This is a genomic window from Actinomyces israelii (assembly GCF_030253495.1).
GTDB lineage: Bacteria > Actinomycetota > Actinomycetes > Actinomycetales > Actinomycetaceae > Actinomyces > Actinomyces israelii.
Genome location: NZ_CP124548.1, coordinates 2889530 through 2903990 on the forward strand (window position 1 = coordinate 2889530; position 14461 = coordinate 2903990).

Consider the following 14461-nt stretch of genomic DNA (forward strand, 5'->3'; position numbering starts at 1 on the left):
TCGGCCGCGAGGAGGCGCTGCGCCTTCTCGCGGCCGAGCCGTCTTGGGCTCGAGACGGGTGCGGCGTCATGCCGGCCCCCGGTGCGGCCGGCCGCCGGGTGCGGCGGGCGGCCACGGCGGGCAGGCCCTTCCGTCCCGGTCAGGGCGCGGTGGCTCGGCGCAGGCCGATCAACCAGGCCACCGCCGCCCATGCGGCGAGCACGGCCCATGAGGCCCCGGAGGCCGGGGTCGTCCTGTCGGCCGAGTTGACGGCGGGCAGGGCGGAGAAGGGCCAGGGCGCCGCGAGCGCCTGGGCTGGGCCGTGAAGCCGGCCTGCGAGGAGCCCGCCGACGTGTCCGGCCGCGAGGAGGGCGAAGACGGCGGTGAGCGCGGCCGGGGTCGAGCGCGCCGCCGCGCAGGCTCCCGCGCACACCAGGCCGAGGAGGGCGCAGGACACGGCGGCGGCCGCCAGCTCGGCGCGACTCGCCTGCGCCAGCACCCGGCCCCGGTCGATCACCACATAGCGGTCCGCCACCTGGGACAGCTCGGCCAGCAGGTGGGAGGAGACGAGCACGGCGCCGCCTCCCGACACCCGCTCGCGCAGAAGCGTGCGCACCCAGACCCGCCTCCTCCAGGCACTCACCGACCGCCTCCCGCGACAGGCCGCTCCCAACGGCGAGCACCATGAGGTTCTCCCACCCGCTCAGCCCCGGCAGCATCCCCACAGGCCCCAGCACCGCCCCCACCCGCCGGGCGGGATCACTCCAGGCGCCCAACGGCCGCCCATCAACCAGCGCACGCCCGCCATCCGGCCGGCACAGACCCAGCAGAGCTTCCGCACAACCGGCCTCAGGAGCTCGGCGCCGAGGAGCCCCGCACGAGCAGGTGGGGGCGCACGGAGTAGACGGCGCCGCCCCCGGGCAGCCGATCGACGACGACGCCCGCGGGCAGGCCGCCCGGCAGCCCCTGGTCGGGGTCCGCCTCGGGGCCCCCGCCGCCGCTCGGTCGGGAGACCGTGCCCGCCGGGTCCGCCGAGCCCGCCATACTCTCCATGCCCGCCACGGCCCGACGCACCGCGACGTCGGCGATCACGGGGGCGTCCTGGCGTACCGTCGTCAGGTCGAGGGCGGACAGGCCGGAGAAGGGGATGCCGTCGTAGCCGGTGACGGCTACGTCCTCGGGAACCCGCAGGCCCCGGCGCCGCAGCTCCAGGACGGCGCCGAGGGCGCAGCGGTCGTTGAAGCAGACCAGCGCCTGCGGCAGCACGCCCCGGGCGGCCAGAGCCGAGGCCGCGCGCGTGCCGGACTCCTCGTCGTCGCCGCCCGCCACAACGGACGCCGGTAGGCCTCGCTCGGCGAGGACCTCGGTGAAGACCCGGCGCCGCACCGGGGCCGCGGAGGCGCCCCCGCCGTCGACGTGGACGAGGCGGCGCCTGCCCGTGGACAGCAGGTGCTCCACGAGCGCGCGCACCCCGACGTCGTCCTGGGAGCGCACGACGTCGACGCCGGGGACCCCGGTGTCGTGGCACAGGAGGACCACGGGCATGACGGCGGCCGCCTCCCGCAGCAGCGCGTCCTCGACGGCGGAGTCGACCAGCACGAGCGACTCGCAGCGCTCCCGCAGGAGCCCGCGCACGCCCTCGGTCTCGTCCCGGCTGCCGGTGACGGCCGACAGGGCGATGTCGCGCCCGCGCCGCTCGCAGGCGGCGTAGAGGGCGTCGACGAGCTCGACCTGGAAGGCCTGGCCGGCCACGAAGGAGACGCCGATCAGGCCGGTGCTCGCCCGGCGCAGGAGGCGCGCCTTCGGGTCGGCCTCGTAGCCGAGCTGGTGGGCGATGTCGCGGATCTCCTGCCGGGTGGAGGACGCGACCCCGGGGGCGTTGTTGAGGGCGGCGGAGACGGTGGACACCGATCTGCCGGCGCGCCTAGCGACGGTGGAGATGGTGACCCGACGACGGCGCGGTGCGGGCATGCGGCCCCTTTCCCTGTCGTGAACCCGTCAGGGCCGTGCGACGGGCGCGGCCCGCTGCGCAGCGTACCCGGTGCCCGGGGCGCACCGCCCGCCGGGAACGCCGCTGGGCCGGTTGCGGCGGGGCGGGGCGCGCCCGCGGCGTTGAGCATGTCCTGATAGCACACTCCGAGATCGACCAGGAAGACGCCTGGGCGGCCGAGCCGCTGAGGCTCTTCTCACCGGGGGATCCTGCGGATTACGAAGAGGACGAGGACCGCGGGTTGAAGCTGTCCGCTGTCGGAGCTATCCGCCAATGAGGTGGGAGGCGTTGTCGTTCTTCAAGGTGTCGCCGAGGTTGGCGGAGGAGTGGGCGGGAATGACCTGGGCGGTCCCCCTGTAGCCGGAGTTGAAGTAGACCGTCACGGGCTGATCGGTGCGGTTGATGACCGAGGCCGCCTCATTCTTGATGCACTCGCCCTGGCCCTGACCTGGGCCCTTGAAGTCATAGCAGCCGGGCTGAGATGTCCCGTAGTCCTCAACGGAGAAGGGGAAGTCCGATACCGACCCCTCATAATTGCTGTTGTAGTAGAAGCAGACCTCGCCGTCCTCGCACACGCCGTTGCGCTCCGCAGGAGGATCCGGAGGAAGCGTCGGATCCGGAGCCGGCGTCGGCGTCGGATCCGGAGGCCAGTAGAAGGCCTGTGCGGCAGGAGCGTGAGCGGACAGAGCGCCGGCAGCGAGAGCGAGGACGGCTGCGGCGCCGGCGGCGTAAGGGGCGAGCTTGTTGACCATGATAAGAATCCTTTCTGCGAGCGTCCCGCCTGCGCGGGCACTGGTCTGCCTGCGGAGCGCCCCGGGCCCGGGGCGCTCCGCAGCATGTTCTTTCACGTCGACGTCGCTGTCGGGTACCCGACGGCAAAAGGCTAAGGGTGAGAGGAGCAGCCCACCAGAGGAAGACCTGTCCTTGACGCAATACCATTTTTCCGCTAAAGGCCGAGTCCAATCGACACGGGCTCCGCCGGAGACCAGTATCCGAAATCCTCGTCAACGACTGGGCGATCGGCCCCAGAAGGCCGTCCACCTCCGTCCGGCTCGCGCCCATAGGCCGGCTCTCCCGGCCATCGCCCCCTCGACCGCGGCACCTGGGCTGCGGCCCGCACGCGAACCAATGAGCCGGATACCGGATGTCCGCCGGAATGACATTAGGGAGATCCGGTATCGCGCACCCTGGAGGGATCCCTGCAAACACGCGGTTCTTCGCCAGCACCTCGGCGGCCCGAACGGCCAATGTCATTCTGACGGACAGCAGCCCCGCAGGCCGGGGGAGCCGAACGTCTTCTCGACATCAGTCGACCAGAACCCACCCCGCACCCGCCCCGTGTCGAGATTGGTCCGTCGGACCGATCTCGACACGGAATACGACCGGTCTCGACGAAGGAGGCGAGAGGGCCGAGGCGACGCGGGCCCGGGGAGGGAGAGTGGGGCGGTTTGTCCTGACGAATCGGCAAGATCGACACCGCAGACTGTTGACAACCCCCGCCCCCGCGCCCATACTGGTGCCACATGTTCACGCGCGTGAATCACTGCGAGGCGCGCGCTCACCAGTCAACGAGGACAGAACACCCATGAGCAGCAGCACCCCCCTGTCAGTCGCCGTCATCGGCGCCGGCATGGCCGGCACCACCCACGCCAACGCCTGGCGCCAGGTGGGCACCGTCTTCGACCTGGGCCTGCCCGAGGTCCGCCTGGCCGCCATCGCCGACGCCTACGAGCCCTTCGCCACGGACGCCGCCGAGCGCTACGGCTACGAGAGAGCCGTCACCGACTGGCGCGACGTGGCCGACGACCCCAGCATCGACATCGTCTCCATCGTGGTGGGCAACGCCCTGCACCGCGAGATCGCCGAGGCCATGATCCGCGCGGGCAAGCACGTCCTGTGCGAGAAGCCCCTGGCGGACACCCTGGAGAACGCCCGCGCCATGGCCGAGACCGAGAAGGAGGCCGGCGTCGTCACCGCCGTCGGCTTCACCTACCGCCGCAACGCCGCCGTCGCCAAGCTCGCCGAGCTGATCGCCTCCGGACACCTGGGCGAGATCAACCACTTCGACGGCCGCTACTGGTGCGACTACGGCGTGGACCCGACCGCCCCCATGGCCTGGCGCTACAAGGGCCCCATGGGCTCGGGCGCGCTCGGCGACGTCGGCAGCCACCTCATCGACACCGCCGAGACGATCCTCGGCCCCATCGTCTCGGTCTCCGGCGCCGCCATGATGACCTCCATCACCGAGCGCCCGGTCGCCACCGGGCACGTCACCCGCGGCACCGCCCTGGACACCGCCAACGCCATCTACGAGCCTGTGGAGAACGACGACGTCGCCACCTTCACCGCCCGTTTCGCCAGCGGCGCCGTCGGCACCTTCTCCTGCTCCCGCGTGGCCTGGGGCCTGCCGAACTCGCTCATGGTCGACGTCCTGGGCACCAGGGGCCGGGCCTCGTGGGACCTGGCGCGCTGCGGCGAGATCAAGATCGACGACGCGAGCTCCCCCGCCGACCTCGGCGGCGCCCGCCGCGTCCTGGTGAACCCCGGCTTCCCCTACTTCGCCCGGGGCTCCTCCATGGCCTTCGGCGGGGTGGGCCTGACACAGATCGAGCAGTTCACCTACCAGGCCCACGCCTTCCTCCAGCAGGTCGCCGGCGTGACCGGCGAGGCGGCCCTGCCGCCCTGCGCCACCTTCGCTGACGGCTACCGCGAGATGCTCATCGCCGACGCCGTGGCCCGCTCGGCAGCCGCCGGCGGGGCCGCCATCGACGTCTCCGGGCTCGGCAAGTGAGCCTCGACCGACCACGCACGAACACCTCTCACAGAATCTCACAGTAAGGAGCCCACTCATGGCACTCACCTACGGCGCCTACACCGCCTGCCTCCAGGACCGCTCCCTGCCCGAGGCCCTCGACGTCCTCAAGGACGCGGGGCTGACCGGCGCGGAGGTCAACGTCGGGGGATTCATCCCCTCCCCGCACTGCCCCGTCGACGCCCTGCTGGCCTCGGCCACCGCCCGCGAGGACTACCTGGGCATCTTCAAGGAGCGGGGCGTGGTCCTGTCGGGCCTCAACACCTCGGGCAACCCCACCTCGCCCCTGCCCAACGAGGGCCTCAAGCACGCCGAGGACATCCGCAGCGCCATCCGCCTGGCGGGCCTGCTGGGGGTGGGCGAGATCGTCACCATGTCCGGCACCCCGGGCACCGACCCCACGGCGAAGTACCCCACCTGGGTGGTCAACCCGTGGAACGGCATCGACATGGAGATCCTCGACTACCAGTGGAGCGTCGTCGTGCCCTTCTTCAAGGAGATCGACGCCCTGGCCCGCGACAACGACGTGCAGGTCTGCCTGGAGCTGCACCCGCGCAACCTGGTCTTCAACGTCCCCTCCTTTGAGCGGCTCGTCGAGGCCACCGGCGCCACCAACATCAAGGTCAACATGGACCCCTCCCACCTGTTCTGGCAGCAGATGGAGCCGATCGAGGCCACCAGGCGCCTCGGGGGCCTCGTGGGGCACGTCCACGCCAAGGACACCAAGATCCTCCCCGGCGCGGCCTACCGCGGCGTGCTGGACACCGACTTCGGGCACGTCCCGGCCGAGGCCGAGGGCAAGGTCCCGGTGGCCTACGGCTACTGGTGCAACTCGTGGCCGAAGGACCCGGCCTGGCGCTTCGTCGCCTTCGGCCTGGGGCACGACGCCGACTACTGGGCCGAGTTCCTGCGGGCCATCGCCCGGGTCAACCCGGAGATGAACGTCAACATCGAGCACGAGGACGCCGAGTACGGCAATGTCGAGGGGCTCCAGATCTCCGCCAAGAACCTGCTCGCGGCCGCCGCACTGGCGTGAGTCTCGCGTGAGGGGCGGCGGATCCGCCACCTGAGTGAGCCCTCCTCCACGAGGAGTGAGCACCCGAGTGGGCCGACGGCGCCGCGCGCGGCGCCGTCGGCCCACTCGCGCGGCACGGATCGCGCGGCACGAATCCGACCGCGGAAGAAATACCCACTTTTGTCCGAACAAAAGAATAGGATCTCAGGCATGACTCCCGCCGCGTCGACGACGACGCTCCTCCCGCTCGCCGCCCAGGGCCCCGGCCCCCTGGCCGCACTCGGCGCTGCCCCGGCCGAGGCCGTCCGCCTGGCCGGCGGGTTCACCGGCCTGGCCTCCCTGACCCTGGGCAGCTGGCTGCTCCTGATCGCCGCGGCCTGCCTGACCGGCCTGGCCAAGACCGTGCTGCCCGGGGCCGCCACGATCGCCGTCGCCCTGTTCGCCGCGGTCCTGCCGGCCAAGGAGTCCACGGGAGTCATGCTCGTCCTCCTGCTGGTCGGGGACGTGCTCGCGGTGTGGTCCTACCGGCGCGATGCCGACGTGACCATGCTGCGCAGGCTGATCCCCGCCGTCGCCGTGGGGGTCCTCGCCGGCGCCGTCTTCCTGCGCCTGGCCTCCGACACCGGGACACGGCGGGTTATCGGCGTCGTGCTCCTGCTCCTGATCGCCGCGACCCTGTGGGGGCGGCGCCGCAGCGCGCGCCCGGCGCCCGGCGCGGCCGCCGCCGCGGGCCCTGAGGGCCCTGCGGGCGGGCCCTCCCCCGCGCCCTCGCCCCGTCCGGCGGACGACGCCGTCGGCTCCCGCTCCGGAGCCGGCTCCAGCCCGCCGGCCCGGATCCTGTACGGGGCCCTCGCCGGGTTCACCACCATGGTGGCCAACGCCGGCGGCCCCGTCACGAGCATGTACTTCCTCGCCTGCCGCTACCCCGTCAAGGCCTTCCTGGGGACCACCGCCTGGTTCTTCTTCCTCGTCAACCTCGCCAAGCTCCCCTTCTCCCTGAGCCTGGGCATTATCCGCCCCGAGCACCTCGCCCTCGACGCTGTCCTGGCGCCCGTGGTCGTCGTCCTCGCCCTGGCGGGCCGGCGCCTGGCCGACCGCATGGACCAGAGGGTCTTCGAGCCCATTGTCATCGCGCTGACGATCCTGTCGGCCCTGCCCCTGCTGCAGTGAGGAAGAGCTGAACCACGACGCCGACCAACCACGCTGGGCGCGCCGCAGGTGCCCGCCCCGCAGCGCCCATTCACATCCACTGAAGTTCTCTCATCAGGGTGGTGCGAGGCGCCTGGTGTTTCTCAGACAGTGGTGGGAAGAATCCGTATTCGAGAAACACCGGGCACCTCACAGATGGCCCACCACCGCAAGAAGCAAGACCGCCCGGGATACCGCCCCCAGGCCGAGCCCGATACACGATCGCAAACGACCCCGCCCCGGGACACAGGACACGGGGCGAGGCCGACCAGGAGCACCGAACAACAAGACGAACAGCCCGAAACACACTCTCAAAACTGTCCAAGACGCGCCCGGCAGTCCAGCTCACCTCCTCCGGAGCAACCTCGCGCACCGCCCAGCACCGGCCAAGGATACCCTCCTGCCGGCACCGCCTCCTTCAACCCGTTTCCGGCACCACCGGTAGCGGACGGGGGCATACCGGGACGGGGCTAGAAGTCCACCCCGGGCACCGACGCGCCCCCGGCGCAGCGACATAAGGACCCGCCCCATTGGTGCGGGCCCCTGAGCCCGGCCAGCCAGGCCCTCACCCCTGGTCAAGTACCTGACACAGGATCCCCTAAAGCATCGCCAGCCAACGCCATAGCGCGACATCCCCCACAGGAGTTCAGCAATTCGCACCCTGCGCAGCTTCCAGTAATATTGCCGCGGTCCCGTATGCGTTTCATGACTACCGAATCGAGCCAAATATCCTCCAATGATTGCTCACGAAGACTCCCAGCCGCCATCGGAAGAGTCGCACAGGGAGCAACCATACCATCAACAGTAATCCTACAAAGGACGCGGCCAGCGCCACATCCAGTATATTTCGCCTTATCCTCAGGAGCCGAATACGGCTGGAACTAAATAAAATCGTTGCCTGGGGTGGCGCTCTCGGGTCGCCCGGCACTAGAATTATCTCATGCAGATCGACATGACGAACGAAGAACGGGATATCCCCACCAGGTGGAAGAAGCGTTCGGACACCTACAGGCTTGTGAGAATGAAGGCGGAGCGATTCTGTACAAGACGCTCCGCAAACGCCAACCAGAACTCCCGCAGCAGCTACCCCAGCATGCCGCTCTGTTTAATTCCAGCCAGAACTTCATTTTGATCCACTCTTCACGTTAAAAAAATGTGAGTACCCAGCAAACAGGGCACCAGACAGTCCCAGAATAAAGCAGGCCATCCAAAGTTGAGAATCTAGCTGACGGGCGATCGCTCCCCCTCCCAGCGCGGGGCCAATAACTGAGGCTAAGGAAAATGACGCAGCCATATATCCCATCCACCTGCCACGCTCACTGGGCGAAGTCAGCTGCGCAATCATCGCGGGAGCAGTTGTCGCAACCATAGCCTCGCCTGTTGACCAGACTGCTGTTTGAAGAACGAACCCGGTTACAGATGCGAGCAGTGGCGTAACCGCAAAACCGGCCCCAAGAACAAGACACCCAATAGCCAGAGAGTACTGCATACCCATATACTTGATGAGTTTTATGCTCACAGGCTGAAAAAGCAGCACTACGGCGCCGTTGGCTGCGGACACTATTCCCCAGTCGATTGAATTTAGACCTCGGGAAGTTATCGTCATCGGAAGCGCAGTCCATGCCTGAGTTTGAATAAACCACATGAAGAATAGCAAAATTATTAAATGAATTAAGGTCTCAGAACGACATTGAGGTTCTTCCGAGGCCCCTGTTGCGGAACTTGTTTTTATAGAAGTTTTTCTAAATCCTACAGACAAAACAGAAAAAGCTAAAAAACATGTTACCGAATCGATCGCAAACAGGAGCGAGAATGACCGAGACACAATGACTCCTCCGGCAAGCGAAGCAATGAGGAATCCTGCATTATTGGCCCAGTAGAGAAGGCCATAAGAAAGGGGTCCCGTTACACTGTCCGTCAAATCGCCCACAAGAGCATTTACTGCGGGTCGCGACATTCCTGCCGAAAAACCAATGATAAATAAAAGGATGAGGATCACGGGCAGAGCACGTGCGAGCGGTATGGCGGCAGTAAAGCAGCCGCTCGCTAAGAGATTTATGAGAATGACCGGCTTACGCCCCAACTTATCTGAAAGATGACCGCCTCCTACGCACGCTAAAAGTGCTCCAGCACCATAAGCCCCCACCGTCTGCCCTATTCTGTTCACAGGAATCTGCATTTGCTCCAGATATAGCGGTATAAATGGCAAAAAAGTGCCCAAAGAGTTCGCAAGCGTGGCGAACACCAGATAGTAGACTGGACGCGGGAGCCGCGCCAGGGAAGAAGTACTTTTAGGCGTCTTCATGATTGCGAGCAAGCATCCGGTGACCAGCAGCGACTATCAGAGGACATAAAACTATCCGTAAGTGCATATGCGGTTACACGACAGCCTCCGCACTTATCCCTGATTTTGCAGGAGCCGCATGCCCCAAAAGCCTGCTACGGTCTCGAAGGCGCATGAGTTCCGGTGAAGTATTCCACATCTCTCGAAGCGACTTCACCCGAATATTTCCTAACGCATGTGGAAGCACCACGCAGGGGAAAACTTCCCCTGTTGGACTGATAGCGCCCTGCGACTGGCCTGCTTGGCATCCACGGAACTGAGGCTTCAGAACTAAATTCGGCGCGACAAGTACAAGTTGTGCAAGGTGCTCCGTCATTCTAATCTCGAGGAATTTTAAGCGCATTTCATTCCACCACAACAGAACGTCTCGCCATTGTTCAGGGAGAAGATCCATTGATCGGTCGCCTCGGCCGGCCGGCACGAGCTGGGAAAGGTTAAACCCATCGACTCCTGCCGAACGACAGAACTCGAATACTTGACCCATCTCGTTTACGTTTCCTCGGCGATCGGCAAAACACGCCCTGGTCTTTATATTAACAGATCGGCTGTTCTCTATCGCTCTATGCGCGCGATTAAAAAGGCCCTCCCTTTTCCTAATTCTATCGTGTGCTTCCGCTAGGCCATCCAAGGAAACCTGAACTCGGGAGATCCCGGCGCTCGCCAAGTTACGTGCTCTACGAGCAGTCAAAGCCCATCCACCCGTTCCCACCCCAACAGTCAGCCCAACTGATGCCGCATGTTCTACAATGAACTCAAGGTCTCTTACCAAGAGCGGCTCCCCGCCGCTGAGCGCCAGATCCAGAAGCCCGTCGCGCGCGCTCAGCTATGCCCTTAAGAATTTCTTGCCTGGAGAGTTCACCGGGACTGCGACGAGCAGAAGAAGCACAGCAATGAATACACCGGGCATTGCAGGCGTTCGTAAGTGACCACACAAGATGGAGAGGCATCTTTTCGGACAAGCGACTCCTGCAACGACCCATTGCAATCTTGACTCCCATCGACGCCCGCCCGCGAACAGCATTTAAACTTCTAATCTGACAACGCCTTGAGTGTATCACACATCTACCCGCCCAACAAGGCCCGAGCAAGCCCGATCAAGCGACTAAGATCAGATTTAATTAATAAAATCGTTTAACTTCCACGGGTGATGAATTACAGCAGGCGTGTTCTACGCATCCCTGGTCACGAGGGCCCGCGCCACCGGCATCCATCTGCCAGCCGTTTTGGATCACGCCACCGGCGCAGTCATCGCACATCGGGCGGTGGATCCAGGAGCAACAAGCCCCCGTCCCGAGGCATCGCAGCGCTCGTGGAACGAGTATTCAGATCTGGGCGGCACGATGGTCACCGACGATGCCGCGCACACCCGGCGGGCCGCCGCCGAGACGATCAGAGCCGCAGGCGGCCACCGGGTCCGACTGTCAAGGCCAGTGCCACCCATCCCGTCCTGCCGGCCGCGCTCAAGGCCCTGCCGTGGAAGGACGTCCCATCTACCGCCGCAGTGGAGCCCCTCACGTGCAGCACAGGCGGCGCACGGTCAAACCGCCGTACGGAGCTCACGCGCGCCCCGGCCTGTGCGGGTTCCCACAGCCGCAGAACGAGATCGGCCGGGCCTTTGGTCACATGCACCCGCCACTTGGGGGCACAATCGGACTGAGCATCGCCGGAGGAGCCGGCAGCACCACTCGACGTCGAGACGCGAAAAGGACCTACACCGTGGCGCGCAGCATCTACATCGCCTCACCCAGTGCCGGCACCGGCAAATCGACCGTGGCCCTGGGCCTGGTCGCCACCCTGACCAAGGTCGTGGCCAGGGTCGGCGTCTTCCGCCCCTTTGTCGACTCGCGCGACCGCGGCGCCGACCCCTTCCTGGCCCTGCTCCTGGCGCGCTCCGGCTCGAGCGCCTCGGCCGCCGACTGCATCGGCGTGACCTGGGACGAGTACCACGCCGCGCCCGAGGAGTCCCTGTCCCGCATCGTCTCCTCCTACCGCGCGCTCGCCCGCGACCACGACGTCGTCATCATTGACGGCTCGGACTTCACCGACGTCGCGGGCACCCCCGAGCTCGCCCTCAACGCGCGCGTCGCCGCCAACCTCGGCGTCCCGGTCCTCCTGGTGGTCTCCGGGCAGGGCTCCCCCGAGGACGTGCGCGGCAGCGTCGAGGTCTCGATCGCCGAGATCGCCGAGAACCACGCCCGCACGGTCGCCGTCGTCGCCAACAAGTGCCCGGCCGCCACCCGCGGGACCGTCTCGGCCGCCATCACCGGCGTCGAGGGGGTCGCGACGACGACCCTGCCAGAGATCCCGCTGCTGACCGCGCCGAGCGTGCACGAGGTCCTCGAGGCCCTCGACGGCGAGCTCATCTCCGGCGACGCCGCGCTCCTGGAGCGCGAGGCCGAGTCCGTGCTCGTGGCCGCCATGGACGTCTCCCACGTCCTGGAGCGCCTGGTCGAGGGCCAGCTCGTCATCGTCCCCGCTGACCGCTCCGCCGCGCTGATCTCGCTGGCGGCCGCCCAGGCCTCCTCCTCGTTCCCCAGCATGTCGGGCCTCGTCCTCAACGGCGGCTTCCCGGTCGCCCCGCACGCGCTGCGGCTCATCCAGGGCCTGGACATGCCCCTGCCGGTCTTCACCTCCCCGCTCGACACCTTCGCGGCGGCCTCGACGGCGGGCTCCCTGACCGGCGAGCTGGCGCACGGCTCGGAGCGCAAGGTCGACGTGGCCGTGACGACCTTCGAGCAGGAGGCCGACGTCGAGGCCCTTCTGGCGGCCCTGGAGGTCGAGCCCAGCGACGTGGTCACGCCCATCATGTTCCAGGCCGAGCTGGTCGAGCGGGCCCGCTCCGACCGCAGGACGATCGTCCTGCCCGAGCCCGACGACGACCGCATCCTGCGCGCGGCCGACGCGATCCTGCGCCGCGGCATCTCCGAGGTCGTCCTGCTGGGCGACGAGACGGCCGTGCGCGCCCGCGCCGCCGAGCTGGGGCTGGACATCGCCGCGGCCCGCGTCGCCTCCACCTCCGACCCCGAGCTGAGCGAGAAGTACGCCGCCGAGTTCGCGCGCCTGCGCGCCAAGAAGGGCGTGACTCTGGAGCAGGCCCGCGAGACCATCCAGGACGTGTCCTACTTCGGCACCATGATGGTGCACATGGGCGACGCCGACGGCATGGTCTCCGGGGCGGCCCACACCACGGCCCACACGATCGTGCCCTCCTTCCAGATCATCAAGACCAAGCCGGGCACCTCGATCGTCTCCTCGGTCTTCCTCATGCTGCTGGAGGACCGGGTCCTGGTCTACGGCGACTGCGCCGTCAACCCCGACCCGACCGCCGAGCAGCTCGCCGACATCGCCATCTCCAGCGCCGCCACCGCCAGGCAGTTCGGCGTGGACCCGCGCGTGGCCATGCTGTCCTTCTCCACAGGCACCTCCGGCAAGGGCGCGGACGTGGACAAGGTCCGCGAGGCCACCGAGATGGTGCGCGCCAAGGCCCCCGGGCTCGCCGTGGAGGGCCCCATCCAGTACGACGCCGCCGTCGACCCCGTGGTCGCCGCCAAGAAGGCGCCGGGCTCGGCGGTGGCGGGGCGGGCCAACGTCCTGATCTTCCCCGACCTGTCGTCCGGCAACATCGGCTACAAGGCGGTTCAGCGCTCCAGTGGCGCCATCGCCATCGGCCCGGTGCTCCAGGGCCTGAACAAGCCGGTCAACGACCTGTCCCGCGGCGCCCTGGTGGAGGACATTATCAACACCGTCGCCATCACCGCCGTCCAGGCGCAGGGCTGACCCGGCCTCCCGATCCGCGGCGGGATAGCCTTTCCCGCAGATCCTTCCGGGGCCGTGCCCGCGCCGCCGCGCCCGCCCCCGCCCAGTCCGTGCCCGCCCAGCGGGCCCCGTCGAACAGCCAGAAAGGCCCACTGTGACCACCCGGACCGTCCTCGTCATCAACTCCGGCTCCTCCTCCATCAAGTACCAGCTGATCGATCCCGACTCCGGGGAGTCGCTCGCCTCCGGGATCGTCGAGCGCATCGGTGACACGACCGGCTCCATCACCCACAAGCGCGCCGGGGAGAGGACGGATATCACCGAGCCGGTCCCGGACCACGGCTTCGGCCTGTCCGAGGTCCTGCGCCTGTTCGAGGAGAAGGGGCCCAGCCTGGCGGAGGCCAATATCGTGGCCGTGGGCCACCGCGTCGTCCAGGGCGGCCACTACTTCTCCGGGCCCGCCCTCATCGACGACGACGTCGTGGCCAGGATCGAGGAGCTCGTGCCGCTCGGCCCGCTCCACAACCCGGCCCACCTCAAGGGCATCGAGGTGGGGCGCGAGCTCCTGGCGGACGTGCCCCACGTGGCCGTCTTCGACACCGCCTTCTTCCAGAACCTGCCCGAGGAGGCGGCCCGCTACGGCCTGAACCGCAAGGTGGCCGACACCTACTCCATCCGCCGCTACGGCGCCCACGGCACCAGCCACCACTTCGTCTCCGGCGAGATCTCCAAGCGCCTGGGGCGCGACGACCTCAAGCAGATCGTCCTGCACCTGGGCAATGGCGCATCGGTGTCCGCCGTCGTGAACGGCCGGGCCGTGGAGACCTCCATGGGCCTGACCCCTCTGGAGGGCCTGGTCATGGGCGGGCGCACCGGCGACATCGACCCGGCCGCCGTCTTCCACCTGGTGCGCGTGGCCGGCATGTCCATCGACGAGATCGACCACCTGTTCAACCGCGAGTCCGGGATGAAGGGCCTGACCGGTCAGCAGGACATGCGCGAGGTGTGGAGGCTCGTCGATGCCGGCGACCAGAACGCCCGGGACGCCATCGACGTCTACGTCCACCGCCTGCTGAAGTACGTGGGCGCCTACATCGCCGTCATGGGCGGGGTGGACGCCATCACCTTCACCGCCGGCATCGGGGAGAACGACTCGCGCGTGCGGGCCGAGCTGTGCCGGCGCCTGGACTACCTGGGGGTGCGCATCGACGCCGAGGCCAACGACGTGCGCGCCTCCGAGCCGGTGACGATCTCCACGCCCGAGTCCTCCGTGGTGATCACGGTCTTCCCCACCAACGAGGAGCTGGCCATCGCCCGCCAGGCGGTCACGCTCATCTGACCCCTCCACATCCTCATGTCCTTGACGGGCTCGGGCCA

The 14461-nt window shown here is 67.6% G+C and carries 11 protein-coding genes and 1 pseudogene; 6 read left to right on the top strand and 6 right to left on the bottom strand.

Annotated elements, in window-relative coordinates:
* Positions 1-139 precede the first annotated feature (139 nt).
* The 3 genes from AIF0345_RS12075 to AIF0345_RS12085 form a co-directional block, all read right to left on the bottom strand.
* The gene (locus tag AIF0345_RS12075) at positions 140-595 is read right to left on the bottom strand and encodes a hypothetical protein (protein WP_285296286.1); all 456 of its coding nucleotides are present in this window, start codon (positions 593-595) and stop codon (positions 140-142) included.
* A gap of 233 nt (positions 596-828) precedes the next feature.
* Entirely contained in the window at positions 829-1950 is a 1122-nt protein-coding gene (locus AIF0345_RS12080) for a LacI family DNA-binding transcriptional regulator (RefSeq protein WP_285296288.1), read from the bottom strand.
* Between the two features lie 282 nt (positions 1951-2232).
* A complete protein-coding gene (locus tag AIF0345_RS12085) occupies positions 2233-2721 on the bottom strand; it encodes a peptidase inhibitor family I36 protein (RefSeq protein ID WP_268916899.1) in 489 nt (162 codons plus the stop codon).
* Between the two features lie 833 nt (positions 2722-3554).
* Between AIF0345_RS12085 and AIF0345_RS12090 the strand changes: the two genes are divergently transcribed.
* The 3 genes from AIF0345_RS12090 to AIF0345_RS12100 all read left to right on the top strand — a co-directional run bounded on the left by AIF0345_RS12090 (position 3555) and on the right by AIF0345_RS12100 (position 6966).
* On the top strand, positions 3555-4760 hold the full coding sequence (locus AIF0345_RS12090) for a Gfo/Idh/MocA family protein (RefSeq protein ID WP_285296289.1): 1206 nt from the start codon (positions 3555-3557) through the stop codon (positions 4758-4760).
* Positions 4761-4818: 58 nt separating this feature from the next.
* On the top strand, positions 4819-5817 hold the full coding sequence (locus AIF0345_RS12095; RefSeq protein WP_285296290.1) for a sugar phosphate isomerase/epimerase family protein: 999 nt from the start codon (positions 4819-4821) through the stop codon (positions 5815-5817).
* 189 nt (positions 5818-6006) lie between these two features.
* Positions 6007-6966 carry a sulfite exporter TauE/SafE family protein gene (locus tag AIF0345_RS12100; protein WP_285296291.1) on the top strand — a complete coding sequence of 320 codons (960 nt, stop codon included), beginning with the start codon at positions 6007-6009 and terminating at the stop codon, positions 6964-6966.
* 593 nt (positions 6967-7559) lie between these two features.
* Here AIF0345_RS12100 and AIF0345_RS16730 read toward each other — a convergent pair.
* A pseudogene (locus tag AIF0345_RS16730) lies at positions 7560-7808 on the bottom strand (SPASM domain-containing protein); the annotation flags it as partial.
* Positions 7809-7924: 116 nt separating this feature from the next.
* Here AIF0345_RS16730 and AIF0345_RS12105 point away from each other — a divergent pair.
* The gene (locus AIF0345_RS12105) at positions 7925-8116 is read left to right on the top strand and encodes a hypothetical protein (RefSeq protein WP_268916896.1); all 192 of its coding nucleotides are present in this window, start codon (positions 7925-7927) and stop codon (positions 8114-8116) included.
* Here the strand turns inward: AIF0345_RS12105 and AIF0345_RS12110 are convergent.
* Both AIF0345_RS12110 and AIF0345_RS16735 read right to left on the bottom strand, forming a co-directional pair.
* Positions 8108-9229 (bottom strand): MFS transporter, encoded by a 1122-nt coding sequence (locus AIF0345_RS12110; protein ID WP_285296292.1) that lies wholly within the window; start codon positions 9227-9229, stop codon positions 8108-8110. The two genes, AIF0345_RS12105 and AIF0345_RS12110, sit on opposite strands and share 9 nt — an antisense overlap.
* A gap of 133 nt (positions 9230-9362) precedes the next feature.
* Positions 9363-10151, bottom strand: coding sequence for a radical SAM protein (locus AIF0345_RS16735; RefSeq protein WP_353962070.1), 789 nt, complete (start codon positions 10149-10151; stop codon positions 9363-9365).
* An 893-nt stretch (positions 10152-11044) separates the two neighbouring features.
* On the opposite strand from AIF0345_RS16735, the gene pta reads away from it, so the two are divergent.
* Positions 11045-13105: a phosphate acetyltransferase gene (pta, locus tag AIF0345_RS12115; RefSeq protein WP_268918441.1), complete on the top strand. Its 2061-nt coding sequence runs from the start codon at positions 11045-11047 to the stop codon at positions 13103-13105.
* 133 nt (positions 13106-13238) lie between these two features.
* The gene (locus tag AIF0345_RS12120) at positions 13239-14423 is read left to right on the top strand and encodes an acetate/propionate family kinase (protein WP_268918442.1); all 1185 of its coding nucleotides are present in this window, start codon (positions 13239-13241) and stop codon (positions 14421-14423) included.
* The last annotated feature ends 38 nt before the right edge of the window (positions 14424-14461 follow it).

What these genes read in the sequence shown, in the direction of transcription:
- AIF0345_RS12090 (WP_285296289.1), top strand. Translation starts at nt 3,555, where the DNA reads ATGAGCAGCAGCACCCCCCTGTCAGTCGCCGTCATCGGCGCCGGCATG.
- AIF0345_RS12105 (WP_268916896.1), top strand. Translation starts at nt 7,925, where the DNA reads ATGCAGATCGACATGACGAACGAAGAACGGGATATCCCCACCAGGTGG.
- AIF0345_RS12085 (WP_268916899.1), bottom strand. Translation starts at nt 2,721, where the DNA reads ATGGTCAACAAGCTCGCCCCTTACGCCGCCGGCGCCGCAGCCGTCCTC.
- AIF0345_RS12100 (WP_285296291.1), top strand. Translation starts at nt 6,007, where the DNA reads ATGACTCCCGCCGCGTCGACGACGACGCTCCTCCCGCTCGCCGCCCAG.
- AIF0345_RS12095 (WP_285296290.1), top strand. Translation starts at nt 4,819, where the DNA reads ATGGCACTCACCTACGGCGCCTACACCGCCTGCCTCCAGGACCGCTCC.
- AIF0345_RS12080 (WP_285296288.1), bottom strand. Translation starts at nt 1,950, where the DNA reads ATGCCCGCACCGCGCCGTCGTCGGGTCACCATCTCCACCGTCGCTAGG.